20 protein-coding genes and 2 tRNA genes are annotated in these 23,284 nt (G+C 68.3%); 9 read left to right on the forward strand and 13 right to left on the reverse strand.

The window, feature by feature from the left end:
• Positions 1 to 31 precede the first annotated feature (31 nt).
• Positions 32 to 1,063 (forward strand): tyrosine-type recombinase/integrase, encoded by a 1,032-nt coding sequence (locus ABIC63_RS28065; RefSeq protein ID WP_354322186.1) that lies wholly within the window; start codon positions 32 to 34, stop codon positions 1,061 to 1,063.
• Between the two features lie 92 nt (positions 1,064 to 1,155).
• Here ABIC63_RS28065 and ABIC63_RS28070 read toward each other — a convergent pair.
• The 6 genes from ABIC63_RS28070 to uvrC form a co-directional block, all read right to left on the reverse strand.
• Positions 1,156 to 1,231: transfer RNA gene (locus ABIC63_RS28070), tRNA-His, on the reverse strand.
• Positions 1,232 to 1,278: 47 nt separating this feature from the next.
• Complete coding sequence (locus ABIC63_RS28075; RefSeq protein WP_354322187.1) at positions 1,279 to 3,207, reverse strand: SurA N-terminal domain-containing protein; 1,929 nt, start codon at positions 3,205 to 3,207, stop codon at positions 1,279 to 1,281.
• A gap of 351 nt (positions 3,208 to 3,558) precedes the next feature.
• Positions 3,559 to 3,634, reverse strand: a tRNA-Val gene (locus ABIC63_RS28080).
• Between the two features lie 13 nt (positions 3,635 to 3,647).
• The gene (locus ABIC63_RS28085) at positions 3,648 to 3,920 is read right to left on the reverse strand and encodes an HU family DNA-binding protein (RefSeq protein WP_017757574.1); all 273 of its coding nucleotides are present in this window, start codon (positions 3,918 to 3,920) and stop codon (positions 3,648 to 3,650) included.
• Positions 3,921 to 4,139: 219 nt separating this feature from the next.
• Positions 4,140 to 4,715 carry a CDP-diacylglycerol--glycerol-3-phosphate 3-phosphatidyltransferase gene (pgsA, locus tag ABIC63_RS28090; protein ID WP_017757575.1) on the reverse strand — a complete coding sequence of 192 codons (576 nt, stop codon included), beginning with the start codon at positions 4,713 to 4,715 and terminating at the stop codon, positions 4,140 to 4,142.
• A gap of 74 nt (positions 4,716 to 4,789) precedes the next feature.
• On the reverse strand, positions 4,790 to 6,799 hold the full coding sequence (gene uvrC, locus ABIC63_RS28095) for an excinuclease ABC subunit UvrC (protein ID WP_294369084.1): 2,010 nt from the start codon (positions 6,797 to 6,799) through the stop codon (positions 4,790 to 4,792).
• 154 nt (positions 6,800 to 6,953) lie between these two features.
• Between uvrC and ABIC63_RS28100 the strand changes: the two genes are divergently transcribed.
• Entirely contained in the window at positions 6,954 to 8,936 is a 1,983-nt protein-coding gene (locus tag ABIC63_RS28100) for a gamma-glutamyltransferase family protein (protein WP_354322188.1), read from the forward strand.
• 115 nt (positions 8,937 to 9,051) lie between these two features.
• Here the strand turns inward: ABIC63_RS28100 and ABIC63_RS28105 are convergent, their stop codons facing one another.
• From ABIC63_RS28105 to ABIC63_RS28120, 4 genes are read right to left on the reverse strand one after another with little or no spacing between them, the layout of a single operon-like run.
• A complete protein-coding gene (locus tag ABIC63_RS28105) occupies positions 9,052 to 10,035 on the reverse strand; it encodes a Bug family tripartite tricarboxylate transporter substrate binding protein (RefSeq protein WP_354322189.1) in 984 nt (327 codons plus the stop codon).
• A gap of 56 nt (positions 10,036 to 10,091) precedes the next feature.
• Positions 10,092 to 11,093 (reverse strand): Bug family tripartite tricarboxylate transporter substrate binding protein, encoded by a 1,002-nt coding sequence (locus tag ABIC63_RS28110; RefSeq protein ID WP_354322190.1) that lies wholly within the window; start codon positions 11,091 to 11,093, stop codon positions 10,092 to 10,094.
• 37 nt (positions 11,094 to 11,130) lie between these two features.
• Positions 11,131 to 12,114 carry a hydroxymethylglutaryl-CoA lyase gene (locus ABIC63_RS28115; RefSeq protein WP_354322191.1) on the reverse strand — a complete coding sequence of 328 codons (984 nt, stop codon included), beginning with the start codon at positions 12,112 to 12,114 and terminating at the stop codon, positions 11,131 to 11,133.
• Positions 12,111 to 13,334, reverse strand: a complete 1,224-nt coding sequence (locus ABIC63_RS28120) for a CaiB/BaiF CoA transferase family protein (RefSeq protein WP_354322192.1) — start codon at positions 13,332 to 13,334, stop codon at positions 12,111 to 12,113. The genes ABIC63_RS28115 and ABIC63_RS28120 overlap by 4 nt, the downstream gene beginning before the upstream one ends.
• 129 nt (positions 13,335 to 13,463) lie before the next feature.
• Between ABIC63_RS28120 and ABIC63_RS28125 the strand changes: the two genes are divergently transcribed.
• The 4 genes from ABIC63_RS28125 to ABIC63_RS28140 all read left to right on the forward strand — a co-directional run bounded on the left by ABIC63_RS28125 (position 13,464) and on the right by ABIC63_RS28140 (position 17,148).
• Positions 13,464 to 14,357, forward strand: a complete 894-nt coding sequence (locus ABIC63_RS28125) for a LysR family transcriptional regulator (RefSeq protein WP_354322193.1) — start codon at positions 13,464 to 13,466, stop codon at positions 14,355 to 14,357.
• On the forward strand, positions 14,354 to 15,430 hold the full coding sequence (gene earP / locus ABIC63_RS28130; protein ID WP_354322194.1) for an elongation factor P maturation arginine rhamnosyltransferase EarP: 1,077 nt from the start codon (positions 14,354 to 14,356) through the stop codon (positions 15,428 to 15,430). Before ABIC63_RS28125 ends, earP begins: the two co-directional genes overlap by 4 nt.
• A 166-nt stretch (positions 15,431 to 15,596) precedes the next feature.
• Positions 15,597 to 16,151: an elongation factor P gene (gene efp / locus ABIC63_RS28135; RefSeq protein ID WP_043117915.1), complete on the forward strand. Its 555-nt coding sequence runs from the start codon at positions 15,597 to 15,599 to the stop codon at positions 16,149 to 16,151.
• Positions 16,152 to 16,275: 124 nt separating this feature from the next.
• Positions 16,276 to 17,148: an LOG family protein gene (locus ABIC63_RS28140; protein WP_114803413.1), complete on the forward strand. Its 873-nt coding sequence runs from the start codon at positions 16,276 to 16,278 to the stop codon at positions 17,146 to 17,148.
• Positions 17,149 to 17,454: 306 nt separating this feature from the next.
• On the opposite strand, the gene ABIC63_RS28145 is transcribed toward ABIC63_RS28140, so the two are convergent.
• The 3 genes from ABIC63_RS28145 to ABIC63_RS28155 form a co-directional block, all read right to left on the reverse strand.
• A complete protein-coding gene (locus tag ABIC63_RS28145; protein ID WP_114803412.1) occupies positions 17,455 to 18,177 on the reverse strand; it encodes a GntR family transcriptional regulator in 723 nt (240 codons plus the stop codon).
• Positions 18,178 to 18,248: 71 nt separating this feature from the next.
• The gene (locus tag ABIC63_RS28150) at positions 18,249 to 18,950 is read right to left on the reverse strand and encodes a maleate cis-trans isomerase family protein (protein WP_354322198.1); all 702 of its coding nucleotides are present in this window, start codon (positions 18,948 to 18,950) and stop codon (positions 18,249 to 18,251) included.
• Positions 18,951 to 19,024: 74 nt separating this feature from the next.
• Positions 19,025 to 20,080 carry an ABC transporter substrate-binding protein gene (locus tag ABIC63_RS28155; RefSeq protein WP_354322195.1) on the reverse strand — a complete coding sequence of 352 codons (1,056 nt, stop codon included), beginning with the start codon at positions 20,078 to 20,080 and terminating at the stop codon, positions 19,025 to 19,027.
• Between the two features lie 281 nt (positions 20,081 to 20,361).
• On the opposite strand from ABIC63_RS28155, the gene ABIC63_RS28160 reads away from it, so the two are divergent.
• From ABIC63_RS28160 to ABIC63_RS28170, 3 genes are read left to right on the forward strand one after another with little or no spacing between them, the layout of a single operon-like run.
• The gene (locus tag ABIC63_RS28160) at positions 20,362 to 21,453 is read left to right on the forward strand and encodes an ABC transporter ATP-binding protein (protein WP_354322196.1); all 1,092 of its coding nucleotides are present in this window, start codon (positions 20,362 to 20,364) and stop codon (positions 21,451 to 21,453) included.
• Positions 21,454 to 21,458: 5 nt separating this feature from the next.
• Positions 21,459 to 22,316, forward strand: a complete 858-nt coding sequence (locus tag ABIC63_RS28165; RefSeq protein WP_354322197.1) for an ABC transporter permease — start codon at positions 21,459 to 21,461, stop codon at positions 22,314 to 22,316.
• Positions 22,309 to 23,184 carry an ABC transporter permease gene (locus tag ABIC63_RS28170; protein WP_294369127.1) on the forward strand — a complete coding sequence of 292 codons (876 nt, stop codon included), beginning with the start codon at positions 22,309 to 22,311 and terminating at the stop codon, positions 23,182 to 23,184. Before ABIC63_RS28165 ends, ABIC63_RS28170 begins: the two co-directional genes overlap by 8 nt.
• The last annotated feature ends 100 nt before the right edge of the window (positions 23,185 to 23,284 follow it).

Raw genomic sequence — 23,284 nt, forward strand, 5'->3', positions numbered from 1 at the left:
CATGGGAAGACATCGCGATCGCTCGTCTGGCATGGGCCTGCTTCCCCGCATGGAGGCCAGGCCGCACAAGGACGGCAAAACTATAACCTACCGCTACCACCCGGTCGGCGCCAAGCCGATCAACCTCGGGACCGATCTTCCGACGGCCCTGCGCAAGGTGATCGACATGAACGGGCTTCCCGGCGGCGAGAGCCATGGCTCTTTGCGCTGGGTCTGGAACAGCTTCCAGGAATCGCCTCGATGGAAGAAGCTAGCCGAAGCCACACGCGCCGACTACCTGGGAGCCTGGCGGCAGTTGGACCAACGCCTTGGGCACATGCACATGGGCGAGATCACGACGTTCATGGTGGCCAGGTACGTGCACACCGAGCGGGCCGACGCGCCCCGCCGAGCGGACATCGAGAAGTCCCTGCTGTCACGGCTCTTCGGACACGGCATCAAGCTGGGCGTCGCCACCGCGAACGCGACCATCGGCGTCGAGCCCCACGGGAGCGAGCCGCGGACAGAGGCGCCGCCGGCGGCTGTCCTGGCCAGCTTCCTGCAGTGGATTGGACGCCAGACGCCGCAGCGCCGCATCATCGGCATGGCAGCGGAATACGCCAGTCTGGCCGGCAACCGCAAGGTCGAATTCCTCACGCTCACATGGCCGCAGGTTGACCGCAAGGCGGGCGAGATCAGGGTCTTCCGGGCGAAACAGCGCGGCAAGAAACGCGAGCGACTGGTGGAGGTGATCGCGATCACGCCAGCCCTGAACGCCCTGCTGGATCGCCTATGGGCACTGCACCAGGAGCGCGGGGTGGACTGCCTCTACGTCTTCCCGACCCGGGACAACAACCCGTACACGGCCCGCGGTTTCAAGACGCTGTGGCAGCGGTGCGTGGTGGATGCAATCGCGGAGAAGGTGTTGTCTGAGAGCGACAGATTCACATTCCATGACCTGCGGGCCTACTACACCACACAGCACAAGACGCTGTACGGCGAACTGCCGGACCTGCACAGCAACCCGGCCACGACGGCTCGGGTGTACGACAGAAACAAGGAGGTGAAGCGCTCGGCGCTGTGACGAGTATTCCCACGTTGGGAATATCGGGGGAGCATTCGGGGGAGCGCGGAGCGTCCGGGCAACAAAAAAGCCCATGAGAACATGGGCTTAGATGGGGTGGCTGATGGGACTCGAACCCACGACGACCAGAATCACAATCTGGGACTCTACCAACTGAGCTACAGCCACCGAGAGAACTTCGAAGTATAGCGGAAAAATCCCGCCTCTCACGAAAATCAGTTCACGACCACTGAAGGAGCGCCGGAGGGATGCGGCACCTTGATCGTAGCCTTGAAGCGGTCCTTGAGCATCGCATAGTAGGCCTCGGCCTCCGCGCCCGCCATGGCTTGCGAAAGCTGCGTCCGCTCTTGCTGACGCTGGTCCGCGGGCACCTCGGCCGGCGGCAGCGTCTTGTTGACGCGCACCACGGCATACCCTTCGGCACCGAGATCCACGCCGACCCACGCGGGCAGCTTGGCGGGATCGGCACGCAGGGCCGCCTCGACCACAGCCGACGGCTGCGAGCTGGCGTTGTCGTTGCGTGACACGGCGATGGGCTGGCCCAGACCGGCAGGCACGGCACCGGCCGCAGCTCCCTCCCAGGCCTTGAGCTTGGCCTCACCCTCGGTCTTGGCGGCCGCTGCCGCGCGCTCGGCGACCAGTTCCTGGCGTACACGCGCCTTCACTTCGTCGAAGGTCTGCGTGCGCGCCGGAACGTGGCGCGTCACGCGACCGACTGCGAGCTGGTTGCCGCCCAGGTCGATGGCCTCGGTGTTGTGCTTGCGCTCCAGGGTGTCCGCCGCGAACAGTGCATTGATGAAGTTGCGGTTGCCCAGGGGACCCTGCGCGCCAGGCACGGGCGTGCGACCCACACCCTGTGCCTTCTGGATCTGCAGCTTGAGCGCATCCGCCGCGGGCTGCAGGCTGTCGGACTGCTGGTAGACCAAGTCGGACAGGACCTCGGCCTGCTTGGCAAAGGCCTGCGAGGCCTGCTGGCCGCGAATCTCGTCCTCGATACGGGCACGCACCTGCTCGAAGGGCGGCACCACGGCCGGCTTGATGTCGTCCAGGCGAATGATGTGGTAGCCGTATTCGGTTTCGACCACATTGCTGATCTCGCCCTTCTTGAGCGCGAACATCGCATCCTCGAAAGGCTTGACCATCGCACCGCGGGTCACGAAGTCGAGTGCACCGCCTTGCGCGGCAGACACCGGATCCTGCGAGTTCTTCTTGGCCAGGTCACCGAAGCTAGCCGGCGTCTTGCGGACCTCGGCCAGCAGTTCCTCCGCGCGGGCCTTGGCCTTGGCGCGTTCGGCGGCCGGTGCATCCTTGCCCGCGGCGATCAGGATGTGCGAGGCCTTGCGTTCTTCCTTGGTGCCGAAGCGATCCTTGTTCTGGTCGTAGTAGGCCTTGAGGTCGGCCTCGGGCACAGCGATGGTCTTCTTGACGGCATCCATGTTCAGCACGATGTACTCGACATCCGCCTGCTCGGGCAGTTGGTAGCGACTCGTGTGGCTCTTGTAATAGGACTCCAGGTCGGCATCGGACACGGACACCTTGCCGGCGAAGTCGGCGGGCCCGAAACGTGCCACCTGCACCTCGCGGCGCTCGCGCAGCGCATTGCTCAGCACGTCGAGCAGCGCAGGGTTCGGCGCGGCCGAGCCGGTCACGCCGCCGAGCAGTTGCTGCGTGGAGAGATCCGCGCGCACCGCAGCCTCGAATTGTTCGGGCGTGCGACCCGTGGCCATGATGAAACGCTGGCGGTCGAAGTTGCCCTTGTCGTCGCGGAAGCTGGCAAGCCCAGGATCCTCGGTGAAGACACGGGTGAGGCGGCCGTCGGACACGGTCATGTGGGTCTTGAGGGCCGCCGCCGTGAGCACACGATTGCGGACCATGCGTTCCAGCGTGGCATAGCGCGCAGCGTCGGAATCGAAGACCGAAGCGTCGAGGCTGGGCATCTGCTGGCGCAACCGGTCGGTCTCGTTGCGATGCTGCTGCTCCCATTCGGTACGAGTGATCGACTGCCCATCGACGGAGGCGACCACGTCGCCACGGTCGCCGTTGTTGGTGTAGTTCTGCACGCCGAACAACACGAACGAGGGAATGATCAGCAAGAACAGGACGATCATCACGATCTTGTTGTACTTGCGGAAGAAATCAAACATGCCTGCACACCTCTAGGATCGGACGCCACAGCGCCCGCGGAGACGACGAGAAACAAAGGCGAACATGACGTCCGCCACCGGTCACGGAGGGGGTGAATGCTCGGGGACGATCCCTGACCTTGGCTGGCAAGAGATGTTGTTGTACGACTGCTTGCAGCACCTGCCCTGACGCCGGCTGGTCGAACCGGCGGGCGGATTCTAGCTGCGGCGCCTGCGCGCATTGCCGCCGACAAACGCCAATGCGACGAGGCCGCACGAAGACGAGGTGCCACGCAAACCCAAGCGGGAGTGCGGTTTCGCGTTAACAATGCAAAAGGCCCGGATCGCTCCGGGCCTTCGCATCAATCGGGGTGGTGGGTGCTGAGGGGCTCGAACCCCCGACCTACGCCTTGTAAGGGCGCCGCTCTACCAACTGAGCTAAGCACCCCCGATGGTTCGATTCAGTTCAGTGCGTCCTTGAGCGCCTTGCCGGGACGGAACTTGGGAACCTTCGCGGCCTTGATCTTAATCGCAGTTCCGGTCCGCGGATTGCGCCCCGTGCGCGCCGCCCGCTTGCCCACCGCGAACGTGCCGAAGCCGACCAGCGACACCGAGCCGCCCTTCTTCAGCGTGGTGCGGATCGCACCCAGCGTCGACTCCAGCGCCCGCGTGGCCGCAGCCTTGGAGATGTCGGCGTTCTTGGCGATGTGTTCGATCAGTTCGGTCTTGTTCACAAGGGCCTCTTGGCGGAAGGTTGATCAGCAATCGGAAGCGCGAGCAGGCCCTCCGGGGGCATGCGCCGTGGTCGTCAAACAGGGAGGGAGGCGGTTCCGAGGACATCGGCCCTGGCGGCCGAGCGGCCGATTACAACCATGCGGTCAAGGAGTGTCAATAAGCCGTGGCCGCGCTGCCATCATCTGCAAACAGATTGCACAACAACTTCACAAAGTAGTTCAGCCACGGGCCTCGGTGCGCGCGCGGATCTCGGGGATCGCCTTGCGCAGGTAGTACACCATCGACCACACGGTGAGCACCGCGGCGGCCCAGATCAGCCAACGTCCCCACAGGCCCGTGTCGATGGTTCCGAACAGCATGCCCTGGTAGAGCAGGAAGGGAATGGCGACCATCTGCACGGTGGTCTTGACCTTGCCGATCATGTGCACGGCCACGCTCTTGCCAGCGCCCAGTTGGGCCATCCATTCACGCAATGCAGAGATGGCGATCTCGCGCCCGATGATGATCAGGGCCACGAACACATCGGCCCGGTTGAGGTGCACCAGCACCAGCAGCGAAGCGCACACCAGGAACTTGTCGGCGACCGGATCGAGAAAGGCGCCGAAGGCCGAGGTCTGGTTGAGGCGCCGTGCGAGGAAGCCGTCGAGCCAGTCGGTGGCTGCGAAGACGATGAACATCACCGTGGCGATGAGGTTGCGCATGCCCTCGGGCAACGGCAGGTAGAAGACGCCCACGATCAGGGGAATCGCGACGATGCGCGTCCAGGTCATGATGGTGGGCAGGGTCCAGAACATCGGGAGATTGTGGCATGAGGTCACCACCCGCTTGACGCTGCAGATGCAGTCATAAGGCCGCGTGCGCGCGGGGATCAGTGAAGCGCGCGATATATCTCCTCAGCCAGGTCACGCGCAATGCCGTCGACGGAGGCAAGGTCCTCCACGCTGGCCGCCGCCACGCCGCGGATGCCGCCGAAGCGCTGCAGCAACCGGGCCCGCCGCTTCGGGCCCACGCCCGGGATGTCCTCCAACTGGCTGCCACCCACACGCACCTTGGCGCGCTTGGCGCGCATGCCGGTGATGGCGAAGCGGTGCGCCTCGTCGCGGATCTGGGCGATGAGCATCAGGGCCGCCGAATCCCGTCCCAGGTACACCTTCTCGCGCCCATCGGCAAAGACCAGTTCCTCGAGGCCCACCTTGCGGCCTTCGCCCTTCTCCACGCCGACGATCAGAGACAGCGGCAGGCCCAGTTCGACGAAGACCTCGCGGGCCATCGACACCTGGCCCTTGCCGCCATCGACCAGGACCAGGTCGGGCATGCGCGCACCCGCCGTGCCGGGCGGTGCATCCGCGCCGCCGCCATCGCCCGGCGCAGGCGCCTGGGCCTCGGCAGCCATGGCCTCGGCGATCTTGCCGTAGCGCCGCATCAGCACCTGGCGCATGGCGGCGTAGTCGTCGCCGGGGGTGATGCCCTCGATGTTGTAGCGGCGGTACTCGCGGTTCTGCATCGCATGGGCTTCGAAGACCACACACGAGGCCTGCGTCGCCTCGCCCGCCGTGTGCGAGATGTCGAAGCACTCGATGCGGAACTGGGTCAGGTCGTCCGGCGCCAGCTCCAGCGCATCGACCAATGCGCGCGTGCGGGCCTGCTGCGAGCCCTCTTCGGCGAGCAGGCGGGCGAGCTGGATGTCGGCATTCTTCTGCGCCATCTCCAGCCACAGGCGCCGCTGCGACCGGGGCTGGAAGACGGCCGTGACACGCTGACTGGACTGCTGCGCGATGGCCTCGATCAGCTCGCGCCCGACCACCTCGCCCAGCACCAGCGTGGCGGGCGCCGGCGCCTCGATGTAGTGCTGGGCGATGAAGGCTTCGAGCACCTGACGCTCGACCGAAGGCACCTGCGCATCTTCGTCCACGCCTTCGGCCGGTCCGCCGTCGTCGTCGGCGGCGACGTCCTGTTGCAGCAGCGAGGCATCTTCCACATGCGCGGGGAAATAGGCCCGGTCGCCCAGATGCCGGCCGCCGCGCACCATGGCCAGGTTGACGCAAGCCTTGCCGCCCTGCACCTTCACGGCCAGGATGTCGACGTCCTTGTCGTCCACGATCTCCACCGACTGCTGGTGCAGCACGCGCGACAGGGCCGACATGCGGTTGCGAAGCTCCGCTGCCTGTTCGAACTCCAGCCGCTCGGCGTGCTGCATCATGCGGCCCTCCAGTTCAGCCAGCACCTGCTGCGTCTCGCCGCGCAGGAAGGCTTCAGCGTTGGCCACGTCATGCGCGTAGTCGGCCGGCGCCACATGCCCAACGCACGGACCGCTGCAGCGCTTGATCTGATAGAGCAGACAGGGCCGGGTACGGTTGCCGTAGACCGTGTCCTCGCAGGTGCGCAGCTTGAACACCTTCTGCAGCAGCTGGATCGACTCCTTCACCGCCCAGGCGCTGGGGTACGGGCCGTAGTAGCGGTGTCGCCGGTCGGTCGCGCCACGGTAATAGGCCAGGCGCGGGATGCTGGCCGGTGTCAGCCCGTCGCTGCCATCGCGATCGCGCACGCCGGTGATCTTGAGGTAGGGGTAGCTCTTGTCGTCGCGGAACAGGATGTTGTAGCGCGGCTTGAGCGTCTTGATCAGGTTGTTCTCGAGCAGCAGCGCCTCGGCCTCGGAGCGCACCACCGTGGTCTCCATGCGAGAGATCTTTCCGACCATGTGGCCGATGCGCGTGCCACCATGGTTCTTCTGGAAGTAGCTGGAGACGCGGCGCTTGAGGTTGCGCGCCTTGCCCACGTACAGGACGGCGCCGGCGGCGTCGAAGTAGCGATAGACCCCCGGCAGTGAAGGAAGCGCGGCCACCTCGGCCAATAGTTGTTCGGAATGCACCTCGGACATGGGCACCATTGTGGCCCGCGACCCCGGAACGAATCCTGCTACACAAACTTGCAATATCAAGGATGATTTGCGTTCCCGTTCAACTACAAGAGTCGGAATCCCCGTGAGAACTTCTGAAGACAAGCGAGGCCTGTGGGTCCTCGCTCCCCTTGCCATGGCCGTTTCGGTCGCCGCTTGCGGCGGCGGCTCGGACAACAACAACCAGCAGGCCGTGGCGGCGGCCCTGATCGCCGCCAACCTCAACACCCCAGCACCTGCGCCCGCGCCGGCTCCCGCCGCGCCCGACTACAGCTGCCAGACCACCAGCACCGGATCGCCGGTGGTGGTGGGCTCGGGCCTGCAGGGCGACCCGGCCGCGCCGGAGCCGGCGTCCGGCTATGTGCCGGGCAAGAAGGTCATCTATGCCAAGACCTACATGGTGGTCGCCAACCACCCGCTGGCCACCAAGGCCGGCTGCGACATCCTCAAGGCAGGCGGCAGCGCGGTCGACGCGGCCGTGGCCGTGCAGGCCGTGCTCGGCCTGGTGGAGCCGCAGTCGAGCAGCCTCGCCGGCGGGGCCTTCCTGCTGCACTTCGACGCCAAGACCAAGAAGGTCGAAGCCTATGACGGCCGCGAGACGGCCCCGGCCGCAGCCACGGCCGACTACCTGCGCTACATCAGCGACGCCGACAAGACCACGCCCAAGCCCAGTGCCCGCGCCAGCGGCCGTTCCATCGGCACCCCCGGCGTGATGCGGATGCTCGAACTCGCGCATGGCGACCACGGCAAGCTCGCGTGGAAGGACCTGTTCGGCGAAGGCACCAACCTCGCCACCAACGGCTTCAAGATCGGTGGACGCATGGCCGCAGCCATCGCGGGTTCGGCCTCCAACCTCAAGCGCGACGACGAGGCAGCCGCCTACTTTCTCGACGCCTCCGGCAATCCGAAGCCCCTGGGCGCCACGCTGACCAATCCGGCCTATGCCGGCGTGCTCAAGGCCATGGCCTCGCAGGGTGCCGATGCCATGTACACCGGCCCGATCGCCCAGGACATCGTCGCCAAGATCGGCATCACCGCCGGCATCGATGGCTCCGTGATCACCCCGGGTCTGACCACGCTGGACGACCTGAAGAACTACCGCCCCAAGCGCCGCGACCCGGTGTGCGTGACCTACCGCATCTACTACATCTGCAGCATGTCGCCGCCCTCCTCCGGTGGCATCGGCGTGCTGTCCACGCTGGGCATCCTCGAGAACTTCAACATGGCGCTGCATGCGCCCACCGCCGTCGACATTGAAGGCGGCAAGCCGACCGTGATGGGCGTGCACCTGGTCTCCGAAGCCGAACGCCTGGCCTATGCCGACCGCGACAAGTACGTGGCCGACACCGACTTCGTGCCCCTGCCCGGCAACAGCCCGGACACGCTGCTCAACAAGACCTACATGCGCACCCGCGCCAACCTGATCGACTTCACCAAGAGCATGGGCACGGCGCAGGCCGGCGACCTGGGCCCCGTGCCACTGGGTATCGACAAGACGCCCGAGAACGGCACCACGCACCTGACCATCGTCGACAAGGAAGGCAACGTGGTCACGATGACGACCACGGTGGAGTCGTCCATGGGCTCGTACCACATGGCGCGCGGCATCCTGCTGAACAACCAGTTGACCGACTTCTCGGCCTCGCCCACCGACAGCAACGGCCTGCCCGTGGCCAACCGCGTCGCACCGGGCAAGCGCCCGCGCAGCACGATGGCCCCGACCATGGTGTTCAACGGCAGTGCGCCCGGCGACTTCGTGATGGCCACCGGCTCGCCCGGCGGCGGCACGATCATCCAGTACGTGGTCAAGACGCTGGTCGGCGCCCTGGACTGGAAGCTGGACGCGCAGCAGGCCACGTCGATGGTGGACTTCGGCGCATCCAATTCCGCCACCACCAACGTGGGCGGCGAGCATCCCAACATCGACGCCACCAGCAACGGTGCCAACGATCCGCTGGTGACCGGCCTGCGCACCCTGGGTCACACGGTCTCGGTCAGCGCCCAGTCCAGCGGCATCAGCACGGTGGTCCGCACGCAGGTGAACGGCAAGACGGTGCTCAGCGGCGGCGCAGACCCCCGCCGCGAAGGCATCGTGCTCGGCGACACCTTCACGCCATGATGCGCGGGATGCGCACGAGGCGCCGGCGCTAGCCGGGCCTCTCCCCAGAACAAAGGGCGGTGCCGATGGCACCGCCCTTTTTTCCTTCAGCGGCGATTGCGCGCTTCCCTCGGCTTCAGTCCACCTCGATACGCGCCGTCTTCACCAGTTGCGACCAGCGCGCGAGGTCGGCCGTCACCCGCGCGGCCAGTTGCGCCGGATCCTGGAAGTCCGCCGTCGCGCCCTGGTCCTGCGCCAGCTTTCTGAAGGCGGGCGTGTTCACCACCCGCCCGATCTCGCCCGCGAGCTTCTGCACCACCGCATCCGGCGTGGCCGCGGGTGCGAAGACCGCAAACCATGAGCTGGCATCCAGCTTCGGAAAGCCCGCTTCCGCGGTGCTGGGCACGTCCGGCAGGCTGGGCAGGCGGCTGGCGCCGGTCACGGCGAGCACACGCAGCTTGCCGGCCTGGATGTGCGGCATGAAGGGGGGCGCGGTGCCGAAGGTCAGGTCCACCTGCCCGCCCAGCAGGTCCTGCAGGGCCGGGCCGGTGCCCTTATAGGGCACGTGCACCATCTGCACGCCGGCCTGCTGCTCCAGCATGGCGCCGGTCACGTGCTGCAGCGAGCCGTTGCCCGACGAGGCGTAGTTCAGCTTGCCCGGATGAGCCTTGGCGTAGGCCCCCAGATCGGCCAGCGTCTTCACGGGCAGGTCGGCCCGCACCACGATGATCTGCGGCGCGGACAGCACGTTGGCGACCGGCCGCAGGTCCTTCTGCGCCCAGGGCAGCGGCGTCTTGCTCACCACCGGCGTGATGACGTGGTAGCCGGAGTACTGCATCAGCAGCGTGTAGCCGTCCGGCTCCGCACGCTTGACGAAGGCGGCGGCAATGGCGCCGTTGCCGCCGCCCTTGTTCTCCACCACCAGCGACTGGCCCAGCGCCACGCCCAGCGGCTGCGCCAGCATGCGTGCCGACAGGTCGGTGGTGCCACCAGTGGCGGTGGGCACCACGAGCGAGATCGGCCGCGACGGATAGGCGCCCTGCGCCAGACTGGCGAGCGGCAAGGGCAGCAGGCAGGCGGCTGCAGCGGCAGCCAGGAAGCGTTGGCGGGTAAGGTGCATGCGTGTCTCCATGTTCTTGATTGGCTACTGGGCGGCCGGAACGCCCGGCCGCGGCATCAATCCACCGTCGCGCCCGTGTCCTTCACGATCTGCGCCCACTTGCGCAGGTCCGACTGCACCAGCGCGGCCAGTTGGGCCGAGCTGCCCTTGAAGGGCTCGCAGCCCACGCTGGCCAGTTTCTCCAGCACGTCCGGGCTTTCCAGTGCCTTGTTCACCTCGGCCTGCAGCCGGGTGACGATGGGCACGGGCGTGCCGGCCGGCGCGAAAAGCGCGTACCACGGTGCCTGGCCGAAGCCCGGCAGCGTCTCGCCGATGGTGGGCGAATCGGGCAGCGCCTTGATGCGCTGCGGGTTGACCACGCCCAGCACCTTGAGCTTGCCCGACTTGATGAAGGCGATGACCGAGGGCAGGCTCTGCACCGACAGCGGAACCTGCCCGCCGACCACGTCGGTCGCGGCCGCCGCCGAGCCCTTGTAGGGCACATGCTGCAGCTTGATGCCTGCGGCCTTCTGCACCATCTCGCCGATCAGGTGGTTGAGCGTGCCGTTGCCGGCCGACGCGTACGAATACGCGCCCGGCTGCGCCTTGGCCAGCCGGATCAGGTCGGCCATGTTCTGGCCCGGAAAGGATGGGTTGGCCACCAGCACATAGCCGGCGGTGGCAATGGGCGCGATGGGCTCGAAGTCCTTGACCGGATCGAAACCTGGGTTGCGGTAGAGCGCCGGGCTCGTCACCTGCGCGCTGTCGGCCGTGAGCAGCAGCGTGTAGCCGTCGCGCTTGGCACGGGCCGTCGCTGCCGTGGCCACGGTGCCACCTGCGCCGGGCTTGTTGTCCACCAGCACAGTCTGGCCCAGCTGCTGGGACAGGCGCTGCGCCACCACCCGGGCAATGACGTCGTTGGCGCCACCCGCGGCCTGGGGCACGACCACCGTGATGGGCTTGCTGGGGTAGGCGTCCTCGGCCCAGGCGGCCGGGACGGCAGCGCCGCAGAGCAGCGCGGCGCCGATTCCGACCGCGATGCGGCGGCGGGCGATGGCAGGGAAGGTGGTCGTCGTCATGGTCTTGTCTCCGTTGTCGTCAGGGTCGGGCAGGTCGTCAGGTGCGGGCCAGGGCGCGCTCGCGCACGGCCGCGAAATCGGCCGGCGACGGATGCAACTGCAGCCGGGGGCCGGCCTTGAGCAGCTGGCTGGGCACCTCGTGGCCGACCAGGGCGGGCAGGCGGGCTGCAGCGTGCATCACCATCGCAAGATCCACGGGCACATGGAAGTCCATGCACTGCAGCGCGTGCACGATCTCCTCGGTGCAGACATTGCCGGTGGCACCCGGCGCATAGGGGCAACCGCCGAGACCGCCGATGGAGGCATCGAAGCGGTCTGCGCCGGCGTCGATGGCGGCCAGCACATTGGCCAGGCCCATGCCGCGTGTGTTGTGGAAGTGCAGCGTGAAGGTCTGGCGGGGCCAGCGGAGCCGCGCCATCGCCACCACGCGCACCACCTGCGCCGGATGGGCCATCCCCGTGGTGTCGCACAGCGTGAGGCCGTGCACGCCCAACTGGTCGAAACGCTCGATGAGGTCGAACACCTCGTCGACCGCCACCTCGCCCTCCATGGGGCAGCCGAACACGCAGGACAGCGACACGTTCGCCGCCACCCGCGCCGAATGGCCCAGCGCCACCACCTCGGCCAGCGCGCGGAAGGACTGCGCCCGCGTCATGCGCAGGTTGGCCAGGTTGTGGGTTTCGCTGGCGGACATCACCAGGTTGAGTTCGTCCACTTTCGACTCGATGGCGCGCTCGGCGCCGCGCACATTGGGCACCAGCGCGGCATAGACGACGCCGGGGTGGCGCTCGATCTCGCGCAGCACCACCTCGGCGTCGCGCAACGCCGGCACCGCCGCGGGCGAGACGAAGGCGCTGACCTCGATCTTGTCCAGCCCCGCGGCCGACAGCTGGTTCACCAGCGCGACCTTGTCCGCGGTGGGCACGAAAGCGGCTTCCATCTGCAGGCCGTCGCGGGGGCCGACTTCCTGCATGTGGATGCGGCGGCCGGCGCCCTGCCAGGCACTGCGCACGGCCGTCATTGGATGATTCCCTTCTCGCGCAGTTGTGCGATCTGGCTGGCGCTCAGGCCCACCTCGGCCAGCACGGCGTCGGTGTCATCGCCCAGGCGCGGCGCGCTGCTGCGCACGCGGCCCGGCGTGGCCGAAAGCTTGGGCACGATGCCCGGCACCGTGAGCGTGTCGCCATCGCGCGTCTGCTGGGTCAGCAGCATGTCGCGGGCGCGGTAGTGCGGATCTTCGGCAATGTCGCGGGCGGTGTAGACCTTGCCGGCCGGCACGCGGGCGGCGGCCAGGCTTTGCTGCACCTCGCGCACCGTGCGGCCCGTGGTCCAGTGCGCGATGGCCGCGTCGATCTCCTGCACGCGGGCCACGCGGCCGGCGTTGTTGGCGAGGTCGGGCGCGGCGGCCAAGTCCGGGCGGCCGATGGCCTGCATCAGCCGCTTGAAGATGCTGTCGCCATTGCCGGCCACCAGCACCCAGCCGTCGGTGCACGGATAGGCATTGCTGGGCGCGATGCCCGGCAGTGCGCTGCCGGCGGCCTCGCGCACCACGCCGAAGGCGCTGTATTCGGGGATCAGGCTTTCCATCACGTTGTAGACCGCCTCGTGCAGCGCGACGTCGATCACCTGCCCGCGTCCGCCATGGGCCTGCCGGTGATAGAGCGCCGCCAGCACGCCGATGGCGCCATGCAGCGCCGCCAGGGTGTCGCCCAGCGAGACGCCAACTCGCACGGGCACCCGGCCCGGCTCGCCCGTCAGGTGGCGCAGGCCGCCCATGGCCTCGCCGATCACGCCGAAGCCCGGCTGGTCGCGGTAAGGCCCGGTCTGCCCGAAGCCGGAGATGCGCAGCACGATCAGTCCCGGGTTCGCGGCCTGCAGCGACTCGGGGTCGAGGCCCCATTCCTCCAGCATGCCGGGGCGGAAGTTCTCGATCAGCACGTCGGCCTCGGCAATCAGGCGCCGCGCCACCTCCTGGCCCTCGGGCGCGCGCAGGTCGAGCGCCACCGAACGCTTGTTGCGCGACTGCACCTGCCACCACACCGAGGTGCCCTTCTGCAGCAGCCGCCAGTTGCGCAGCGGGTCACCGGTGACCGGCGGTTCGATCTTGATGACCTCTGCGCCGAATTCGCCCAACGTCTTGCCGCAGAAGGGCCCGGCGATGAGCTGGCCCATCTCGACGATGCGGACGCCCTGCAGCGCGTCGCCGCCGATGAGGGAGAGGGATGGAGGGCCGCTGTCCACGTGATGTCTCCTGGCAAGGCCCGGCGGGCCGATCGGGTGCGGATCATGGCGGCTGGACATCCGCCCGCAAAGCGCCGGTGCGCGAGGCCACCATCGCAATCCGGCATGGCAGGTAGCATCGCCCCTCCCATGAACCTCGACCCCGTCTCCCTGCGCGTGTTCGTGGCCGTGATGGAGCACGGCACCATCGCCGCCGCCGGCGCGCAGCACCACATTGCGCCTTCGGCCGTGAGCCGCCGCCTGGCCGAGCTGGAAGACGTGCTGCGCGTGCCCCTGTTCGCCCGCAGCAACAAGGGCATGGCGCCCACGCCGGCGGCCTTCGCGCTGCGCGACCTGGCGCGCGGGCTGATCAACGAGATGGAAGGCATCGCCCAGCAGATGCGCGACTACGGCCGCGGCACGCGCGGCCAGGTGCGGGTGGTGGCCAACATCTCGGCCATCACCCAGTTTCTGCCGCGCGAGCTGCAGACCTTCCTGGCTCGGCATCCGCAGGTGGACGTGCGGCTGCAGGAGCAGATCAGCAGTGCCGTCGCGCGCAGCGTGGCCGAGAACGCGGCCGACCTGGGTATCCTGAACGACGGCGACTACGGCGATGCCGTGCGCCTGCTGCCCTACCGCGAGGATGAACTCGTGCTGGTCGTGCCGCAGGGCCATGCGCTGGCGCGGCGCCGCCAGGTGGACATCGGTGCCCTGCTGGACCACGACGTCGTCGGCATGCATCCAGGCAGCGCGATCAACCAGCAGCTCACCCGGGCCGCCGCCGAGCGCGGACGGGCGCTGCGGCTGCGCATGCAGGTCAGCAGCTACGACGCGCTGTGCCAGATGGTGGCTGCCGGGCTGGGCGTGGGCGTGCTGCCGCGCGGCAGTGCCGCCCTCTTCCGCGGCGCGTTGCCGCTGCGCATCGTGGGCCTCACCGCACCCTGGGCACGACGCCGGCTGGCGCTGTGCGTGCGGGCGGACGAAGGCCTGTCCAGCGTGGCGCAACTGCTGGTCGACCACCTGCGCGCGGAGGCACAGGCATGAACTGGGACATCTTCTGCCGCGTGATCGACAACCACGGCGACCTGGGCGTGACCTGGCGGCTCGCCCGGCAGATCGCCGTCGAGCGCGACGAGCCGGTGCGCCTGTGGGTGGACGACGCCAACGCGCTCGCCTGGATGGCGCCGCAGGGCCAGCCGGGCGTGCAGGTGATCGACTGGTCCGACCCCGCCGCCGTACGCGACGCTGCGGCCACCGGCCCGGATCCGCATGTGCTGATCGAGGCCTTCGGCTGCGATCCCGCGCCCGAACTCGTCGCCCGCTTCGCCGCGCGGCCCGGCGGCATCTGGCTCAACCTCGAATACCTGTCGGCCGAGGACTTCGTCGAAGGCCTGCACGGTCTGCCCTCACCGGTGATGAGCGGCCCGGGCCGCGGCTGCACCAAGCATTTCTTCTATCCCGGCTTCACGGATCGCACGGGCGGGCTGCTGCGCGAAGCCGATCTGGCGCAGCGCCAGGCCGCCTTCGACCGCGGCGCCTGGCTGGCGGCGCAAGGCGTCGGCTGGCAGGGCGAGCGCATCGCCAGCCTGTTCTGCTATGAGCCGCCAGCGCTGGCCGACTGGCTGGCGGGCCTGTGCCAGGGCGCACGGCCGATGCGGGTGCTGGTGGCCGCCGGCCGAACGGCCGAGGCCGTCCGCGCAGTGCTGCCGCAGTTACCCGCCTACCGGGGCGCCCTGCACATCGACTGGCTGCCGCACCTGCCCCAGCCCGACTTCGACCACCTGCTGTGGGCCGCCGACTTCAACGCCGTGCGCGGCGAGGATTCGCTGGTGCGCGCCCTGTGGGCCGGCAAGCCGATGGTCTGGCACATCTACCCGCAGGACGATGGCGTGCACCACGACAAGCTGGGCGCCTGGCTCGATGCGCTGGACGCACCCGCCTCGGTCCGTGCCTTCCACGCCGCATGGAACGACCGGCCGGGCGCGCCGGCATTGCCGGCCCTGGACGACGCGCTGCTGGGCGACGCGACCCGCATGATGCAGGCGGCGCGCGCGCGGCTGCTCGCCCAGGACGATTTGCTGACCCGGCTCGTCCGTTTCATTGCCCAAAAAAGCTAAAATCGCGGGCTTTGCGGAAATCTCCGCCGCGGCGCGTGCACCAGCCGGTGCGCCCCCACGGAGCCGCCAACCCGCCGCGGGAACCTGCTTTTGCCGCCGCCACGCACGTCCTTCCGGGCGGGAGTGACGGTCCGGGGCACGCCGAGCGGCCTCAACTCCAGCACCTATGAAAATCGCTCAAGAAATCCGCGCCGGCAACGTCATCATGCACGGCAAGGACCCGATGGTCGTCCTCAAGACCGAATACAGCCGCGGCGGCCGCAACAGCGCCACCGTGCGCATGAAGATGAAGAGCCTGATCGCCAACTTCAACACCGAAGTGGTCTTCAAGGCCGACGACAAGATCGACCAGATCGTCCTGGACAAGAAGGAGTGCACGTACTCCTACTTCGCCGACCCCATGTACGTCTGCATGGACAGCGAATACAACCAGTACGAAGTCGAAGCCGAGAACATGGGCGATGCCCTCAACTACCTCGAAGACGGCATGCCGGTCGAAGTGGTGTTCTACGAAGGCAAGGCCATCTCGGTCGAACTGCCCACCAGCGTCGAGCGTGAAATCACCTGGACCGAGCCCGCCGTCAAGGGCGACACCTCCGGCAAGGTGCTCAAGCCCGCCAAGCTGTCGACCGGCTTCGAAGTGGCCGTGCCCCTGTTCGTGAACCAGGGCGACAAGATCGAAATCGACACCCGCACGGGCGAATACCGCAAGCGCGTCTGAGCCTGCCGGCGGCAGACTCCCGCATCGCTCCTGCAGCACGAGGCCCCACCGGGGCCTTTTTCTTTGGCCGCTGGCCCGGGGATTGCAGCGAGCAGAATCCCCTGGCCACTTTCCACAGCGCCGAATGAGCCCCAAAGACAGCACGCACGACCTTCACAACAAGCGCCTGGCCGACGCCTGGGCCACGCTCCAGGCCCATTCCGACCGCGGCCTGCCGCTGGACCCGGACCCCTCCCGCCTCGCCTTCGCCGACCCCGAATTCCTGCTGCGCCGCGAAACCCGCGGCCTGCGCATGCAGCTCGAGCTGATGAAGCCCGACATCGAGATGCGTGCCCACGGCATCGAGAACACGGTGGTCGTCTTCGGCAGCGCGCGCTTCCGCAGCGAGGAGGAGATGACGGCCCTCATCGCCCAGGCCGAGGCCGCCGGCGACGAGAAGGCCGCCGCGCGCTGGAAGCGCCTGGCCCGCGGCAGCCACTATTACGAGCAGGCCCGCGCCTTCGGCAAGCTGGTCGCGCACTACAGCAACGACAAGGAACCCGAGGACAAGCTCTTCGTCTGCACCGGCGGCGGCCCTGGCATCATGCAGGCGGCCAACCGCGGCGCCTACGAGGGCGGCGGCCTGTCGGTCGGGCTGGCCATCGCCCTGCCGATGGAAGAAGCGGCGAACGTCTACGTCACGCCCGCGCTGAGCTTCAAGTTCCACTACTTCGCCATCCGCAAGATGCACTTCATGATGCGGGCGAAGGCGCTGGTGGCCTTTCCCGGCGGCTTCGGCACGCTGGACGAGCTGTTCGAAGTGGTCACGCTGGTGCAGACCCGCAAGGCCAAGCCGGTGCCCATCGTGCTGTTCGGATCGGAATACTGGCGGCGGCTGATCGACTTCGAGTTCCTGGTGGACGAAGGCGTGATCTCGCCGGAAGACATCGACCTGTTCCGGTATGTCGACACGCCGGAAGACGCGTGGACCGAGATCAAGCGCTTCTACGAGTTATGAAATAGGAGCGCTGCCCGCCGCACACCCACCAGGGCAAGGGCGGAGCGCTCGGGCGCAACGTCAAGGCAGAGGATGCCGGTATGCGTGCGGAGGTGCCATTCGCGGCGCCGTGCAGTGCCCCAGGCACATCGGTTGAAGGCGAGCACCCCGTCTTGTGCAACAAGTCGGTCAGCGCGAGCGTGCACCGGGAGCGCGCATGCCGGCGTCCTCTGCCGGGTCAGCGGCCGGACCACTCGTGCCGGCCAGAACATGCGCGCCGCACGCGCCCGCGTCGAGAAGGGTCAATGTAGCGCCTGCCCGACGAGCTCAACCCAGCAGCGCCTCCGCCAGGTCGATCTCCGGCTCCTCCTCCTGATGGAGGTTGAGCGACTTCTCGATGTGGTGCAGGTGCTCGGCCATCAGCGCCAGGGCCTCGTCGCTGCGGCCCGCCTCGATGGCGTCGATCAGCAGCGTGTGCTCGTCGTTGGGACAGGCCGCGCCCGTGGGCGCCTCGAAGGTCAGGATGGCCAGGCAGGTGAGCGGCGTCAGCTCGCGCATCATCCGCGTCAGCAGGCTGCTGCCCGACAGCTCGGCCAGCAGCACGTGGAACTCGCCCGACAGCCGCACCGCCGATCGCCGGTCGCCGTTGTCATGGGCCTGCTGCTCGCGCTTGACCAGCGCCCGCAGTTGCTTAATGGCCTGCGGCGCCTTGCCGGCAACGATCCGGTCCATCACCCGGCGCACGATGGCCGGCTCCAGCGTTCGGCGCACCTCCAGCACGTCGTGCGCCTCGTCCACGCTGGGCGTGGTGACGAAGGCGCCGCGGTTGGGGATCAGCGTCACCAGCTGCTCCACCGCCAGACGCTGCAACACGCCACGCACCTGCGTGCGGCTGACCGAGAACAGCTCGGCCACACGCTCCTCCGACAGCTTGGTGCCCGGCATGAGGCGGTGCTCCACGATGGCGTCGTAGATGCGCTGGTAGATGTCGGCCTTGGAGGCCGACTTGCCGGTGGCCTTCAGGACCTGGCGGGGCGTGGGGATGGGCATGGCGTCGGTTCGGGCGTTCGGCGAGTGTAGGCAAGGGCGCGCACCAAGGCGCACACCGTTACAGGCGCACTTCACAACGCGAACAGGCTGCCCCAGCCTGTCAGGCGGCGCGTGTCCACACCCGCGATGCGCAGCGACTTCCACACGGCCGTGGCCACGGTGTCGTAGACCGGCACGCCCAGCGCCGCCTCCAGCTGCGGCACCAGGTGCGCGGCGCGGAGGTTGGTGCAGAAGGTCGTCAGGCATTGCACGTCGCCGCTGGCGAGGGCGGCGCGGGCCATGGCCTCGATCTGGTCCGGCGCGACTTCGGAAAAGGCAAAGTTGACCGAGAGCCCCAGGTGCTGCTCGGCCACGCACTCGAAGCCGCTCGCACCGTAGTTGGCCACGATGCGGTGCTGCACCTCGGCCAGGTAGGGCGAGAGCAGGCCGAAGCGCTTGCGTCCGGCCAGGCGCATGGCCTCGTTCAGCGCCAGCACCGAGGTGCAGGCGGGAATGCCCGTCTCGGCCGTGATGCGCGCGCACAGCGCCTCGTCCCGCTCGAAGCCCAGCCAGCCCGACGACGTACCGTTCCAGGCGATCACGTCCACCCGCGCATCGGCCAGCAGGCGCGCGGCCTCCAGGATCGGCGCCTCGTCGAACTGGCCCAGGGCCTGGTCGGAGAGCGAGATCTCGGTGACGCGGAAGCGCGCGAAATGCGCCGACACCTCGGGCAGGCCGGCCACCATGGCCGAGGTGATGGGCTCCAGCGCGGTATTGGACGAGGGCGTGAGCATGCCCAACAGCACACGCCGGGGCGCGGCCCCGGGCGCCGCGGGCGGTGTGAACGAAGCGATGTCGCTCACCGTGCTCAGACCTTGATCTCGCGGTTGAAGCGGTCGATGTACTCGCCGCGGCGCGGGTTGAGCTTGGCCCAGTCGACGCCGTTCATCTGCTCGATCTCGGCCATGTTCTTGGCGTAGGCCTGCAGGCCGGGGCTGAACTGGGCCTTGGTACTCACCGGCGCCACGAAGTAGGGCTCAGCCGCCATCTTGGTCTGCACCTCGGGGCTGAGCGCGGCATTGATGTACGCGGCGGCCAGGTCGGGGTTCTTGGTGTTCTTGACGATGTGCATCACGCTCTTGATGTGGATCCAGCCCGTGTCCGGCTTCGCCAGCGCCACCGGCACGCCCTTGGCCTGCAGGTCGCCCACGTTGTTGTTGTAGTGCACCGAGATGTCGATCTGGCCCTGCTGGAACAGCGTGGCCAGCGAGCCCGGGTTGCTGGCCACGGCGCTCACGTTGGGCAGCAGCTTCTTCACGAACTGGAAGGCGGGCTCCATGTTCTCCTCGCTGCCACCGTTCAGGCGCGCCATCTCGACCATCCAGGCCGACATCAGCGTGGAGCCCATGCCGGCCAAGCCGACGCGCCCCTTGAACTCGGGCTTGAGCAGGTCGTTCCAGGACTTGGGCGGCGTCTTGATCTTCTCGGTGTTGTAGGCGATGCCGATGATCTGGCCCGACACGAACACGCCCAGGCCGCGCGGATCGACCAGCTTGGCCGGCACGTCCTTCAGGTAGGGCATCTTGTCGGCAGGGATCTTCTCGAAGATGTCCTGCGACAGCGCGGCGAGGTAGGGCCCTTCGTCCAGGATGATGACGTCGTAGGGCGGATTGGCCTTGGAGGCGGCGACCTTCGACACCGTGTCCACCGCCAGCGAGGGCACCAGGCTGACCGAGGCGCCCGTGGCCTTGGTGAAAGCCGGCAGCAGGATGCTGCGGTGCGCCGATTCCCAGGCACCCGGATAGGTGGTGGCCGAGATCGACTTGCCCTGCGCCAGGGCCAGGCCGGCATGGCCGGCGAGTTGGACGGCACCGGCGCCGGCGGCACCCTGCAGAAGACGGCGGCGGGACAGAAGCAGCCTCATGGATCTATTCCTTTCAGACGGAGCCGGCCACCTCGGCCGGATACGGCTGGCCAGCGCAAGCTCCGTGCCACGGCGGTTCGCCCCTGCAAGTCCGCCGTATCCAATGTCCGCCTCCCCATTTCGGGTGGTGGCCTGCGCCAACTTGGTCATGCGCGCACCATTTCGTGCACAGTCAGACTGGCTTTTGTATCCAATTTACCGGCACTTTGTGCTTCAACCATTGGCATGGATCTTGAACAAGACAGGCGCGACCCATCGCAGCCCAACAAGGACCCTTGCGCATGCCTTCTTCTCCCGCCACCGCAGCCACCGCCGTCGAGCTGGACCAGATCCATCACACCTATGCGGGGTCGGTGGCGGTCGAATCGGTCTCGCTGCAGATCCGACCCGGCGAACTGGTGGCGCTGCTGGGCCCCAGCGGCTGCGGCAAGACCACGCTGCTGCGCATCGTGGCCGGCCTGATGCGCCAGAGCGGCGGTCAGGTGCGCATCGGCGGCGAGGTGGTCGACGCGCTGCCGACCAACGAACGCGGCGCGGGCATCGTGTTCCAGAACTACGCCCTCTTCCCCCACATGACGGTGCTGGCCAACGTGGCCTACGGCCTTCGGGCCCGCGGCGTGTCGTCGGCCGAGGCCCGCGCCACGGCCGAGCGCATGCTGGAGATGGTGCAGATGTCGCGCTTCGCCCAGCGCCATCCGCGCGAGCTCTCGGGTGGCCAGCAGCAGCGCGTGGCCCTGGCCCGCACCCTGGCCGTGCAGCCGCGCGTGCTGCTGCTGGACGAACCCTTCGCCGCCCTGGACAAGAACCTGCGGCTGGACATGCAGATCGAGATCCGCCGCATCCAGCGCGAGCTGGGCATCACCACCATCCTCGTCACCCACGACCAGGAAGAAGCCATGTCCATGGCCGACCGCATCGCCGTCATGCATGCCGGCCGTGTCGAGCAGTTCGACACGCCCGAGGCCATCTACGACCGGCCCGCCTCGCTCTTCGTCGCCACCTTCATCGGCACGGCCAACCTGCTGACCGGGCGGCTGGCGCGCGAGGGCGAGGCCGGCTTCGCGGTCGACTGCGAAGGCGGTGGCCGCCTGCCGCTGACCGAGGCCCAGCCCTGCTCGCGCGTGGGCGCCGTGGTGCTGGCCGCCCGGCCCGAACACCTGGCCCTGGGTGCACCGGCCGCCGACGCCCTGCCCGCCACGGTCGAGATGGTGCTGCCGCTCGGGCCCTCGCTGGTCTACGAGCTGCGCCTGCCCGGCGGCACCACCGCCAAGGTGACGCAGCCGCGCACGGCCGAACAGCCACGCTTCGAGGCCGGCCAGGCCGTGGGCCTGCGGCTGCGCCAGGGCTCGCCCGCCAGCGTCTTCGCGGGGTGATCGCCATGGCTGCCGCTGCCAATCCCCGCCTCACGCCGCCGCTGGCCCTGGGCCTGCCGCTGGGCCTGTTCTTCGCCGTCTTCGTGCTGGCGCCCATGCTGCTGCTGGCCTGGGTGAGCCTGCACAACGACACGGCCATGACGCAGTTCGGCGTCGGCCAGTACGCCAAGTTCCTCGGCGACGGCTTCAACCTGGGCATCCTGGGCAGCACGCTTTGGCTGGGCCTCAAGGTCACGCTGCTGGCGGCGGTGGTGGGCTTTCCGCTCGCCTACCTCTACACCCAGGCGCCGCCGCGCTGGCAGGGCGTGCTCCTGCTGCTGGTGCTGCTGCCGCTGCTCACCAGCTCGGTCGTCCGCACCTTCGCCTGGGTGGTGATCCTGGGGCGCCAGGGCATCGTCAACACGGTGCTGCTGGACCTCGGGCTGATCGCCGATCCGCTCAAGCTGCTCTACACGCCCGGGGCGGTGACCGTGGCGCTGACGCAGATCGAGCTGCCGCTGATGGTGCTGCCGCTGATCACCGCGCTGGCCAACATCGACGGCAACCTGCGCCAGGCCTCGCTGGCGCTGGGCGCGGGCCACTGGCGAACCTTCTGGCAGGTGACGCTGCCGCTGGCCATGCCGGGCCTGCTGGCGGGCAGCCTGCTGGTCTTTGCCAGCAGCGTGAGCGCCTTCGTCACGCAGACGCTGGTGGGCGGTGGGCAGCAGATGTTCATGCCCTTCTACATGTACCAGCAGGCCATCCAGGCCAACAACTATCCCTTCGCCGCCGCCGTCGCCATGCTGCTGCTGGTGTGCGTGCTGGGGGTGGTGGCCGCCATCAACGCGCTGGGCCGGCGCAGCAAGGGGTTCGTCCATGGCTGAGGCTTTCGTTTCCGGCACGCCGGTGCCTGTCACCCCGACGGCGCCCACGGCCAAGGCCGACCCGCGCGGTCGCGCCGAGCGCCTGTCCTTCAAGCTGGTGTTCGGCCTGCTGGGCCTGATGGCGGCGGTGCTGCTGCTGGCGCCCACGGTGATCGTGGTCATCACCTCCTTCACCAGCGGCTATTCGCTCAAGTTCCCGCCGCCCGGGTATTCCACGCGCTGGTACGAGGCGCTGTGGGACCAGTCGCCCGAGCTGATCGAGGCCTTCGTGCTGTCGCTGGAGCTGGCGGCCACGGCGACGGCCATCTCCATCGTGCTGGCGGTGGCGGCGGCGCTGGCGCTCGCCCGCCGACGCGAGGCCTGGGCACGCGCGGCCGAGGCGCTATTCCTGTCGCCGCTCATGCTGCCGGCACTGGCCATCGGCCTGTCGCTGTTGATGCTGTTCAACCTCGCCGGCACGGGGCTGTCGTTCACGACGCTGGTGCTGGGCCATGTGGCCATCACAGCGCCCTACATCCTGCGCACCACCACAGCCAGCCTGGCACAACTGGACGGCGCGCTGCTGGAGAGCGCGCATTCGCTCGGCGCCTCGGGCGTGTTCGCCTTCCGCACCGTGACGCTGCCGCTGATCGCACCCGGCGTGGCGGCGGGCGCCTTCATCGGCTTCATGTATTCCTTCGACAACGTGGCCGTGTCGCTCTTCCTGTCGGACGCCCGCAGCGAGGTGCTGCCGATCCGCATGTGGCACATCATCGAATCGAGCCTGGATGTGCGCGCCGCGGCGGTGTCGGGTGTGCTGATCGCCGCGACCATCGTGCTGATGGTGGTGATGGAGCGCGTGGCCGGCATTTCGCGGCACATGCGATGAGCGGTGCTCATAAGGCAACCTCCATCTTGACGCTGCCCCGGACAGGTGCTGAGGTGGCGAACCGACTTCCGTGCCCTCGTGGTGACTGCCCGTGGCGCTG

The sequence above is a fragment of the Pseudacidovorax sp. 1753 genome (genome assembly GCF_040544975.1).
GTDB lineage: Bacteria > Pseudomonadota > Gammaproteobacteria > Burkholderiales > Burkholderiaceae_C > Xenophilus.

Coding starts and splice junctions, on each gene's coding strand:
- ABIC63_RS28065 (WP_354322186.1), top strand. CDS start 32: ATGGGCCTGCTTCCCCGCATGGAGGCCAGGCCGCACAAGGACGGCAAA.
- ABIC63_RS28075 (WP_354322187.1), bottom strand. CDS start 3,207: ATGTTTGATTTCTTCCGCAAGTACAACAAGATCGTGATGATCGTCCTG.
- pgsA (WP_017757575.1), bottom strand. CDS start 4,715: ATGTTCTGGACCCTGCCCACCATCATGACCTGGACGCGCATCGTCGCG.
- uvrC (WP_294369084.1), bottom strand. CDS start 6,799: ATGTCCGAGGTGCATTCCGAACAACTATTGGCCGAGGTGGCCGCGCTT.
- ABIC63_RS28100 (WP_354322188.1), top strand. CDS start 6,954: ATGGCCGTTTCGGTCGCCGCTTGCGGCGGCGGCTCGGACAACAACAAC.
- ABIC63_RS28105 (WP_354322189.1), bottom strand. CDS start 10,035: ATGCACCTTACCCGCCAACGCTTCCTGGCTGCCGCTGCAGCCGCCTGC.
- ABIC63_RS28110 (WP_354322190.1), bottom strand. CDS start 11,093: ATGACGACGACCACCTTCCCTGCCATCGCCCGCCGCCGCATCGCGGTC.
- ABIC63_RS28115 (WP_354322191.1), bottom strand. CDS start 12,114: ATGACGGCCGTGCGCAGTGCCTGGCAGGGCGCCGGCCGCCGCATCCAC.
- ABIC63_RS28125 (WP_354322193.1), top strand. CDS start 13,464: ATGAACCTCGACCCCGTCTCCCTGCGCGTGTTCGTGGCCGTGATGGAG.
- earP (WP_354322194.1), top strand. CDS start 14,354: ATGAACTGGGACATCTTCTGCCGCGTGATCGACAACCACGGCGACCTG.
- efp (WP_043117915.1), top strand. CDS start 15,597: ATGAAAATCGCTCAAGAAATCCGCGCCGGCAACGTCATCATGCACGGC.
- ABIC63_RS28140 (WP_114803413.1), top strand. CDS start 16,276: ATGAGCCCCAAAGACAGCACGCACGACCTTCACAACAAGCGCCTGGCC.
- ABIC63_RS28145 (WP_114803412.1), bottom strand. CDS start 18,177: ATGCCCATCCCCACGCCCCGCCAGGTCCTGAAGGCCACCGGCAAGTCG.
- ABIC63_RS28150 (WP_354322198.1), bottom strand. CDS start 18,950: ATGCTCACGCCCTCGTCCAATACCGCGCTGGAGCCCATCACCTCGGCC.
- ABIC63_RS28155 (WP_354322195.1), bottom strand. CDS start 20,080: ATGAGGCTGCTTCTGTCCCGCCGCCGTCTTCTGCAGGGTGCCGCCGGC.
- ABIC63_RS28160 (WP_354322196.1), top strand. CDS start 20,362: ATGCCTTCTTCTCCCGCCACCGCAGCCACCGCCGTCGAGCTGGACCAG.
- ABIC63_RS28165 (WP_354322197.1), top strand. CDS start 21,459: ATGGCTGCCGCTGCCAATCCCCGCCTCACGCCGCCGCTGGCCCTGGGC.
- ABIC63_RS28170 (WP_294369127.1), top strand. CDS start 22,309: ATGGCTGAGGCTTTCGTTTCCGGCACGCCGGTGCCTGTCACCCCGACG.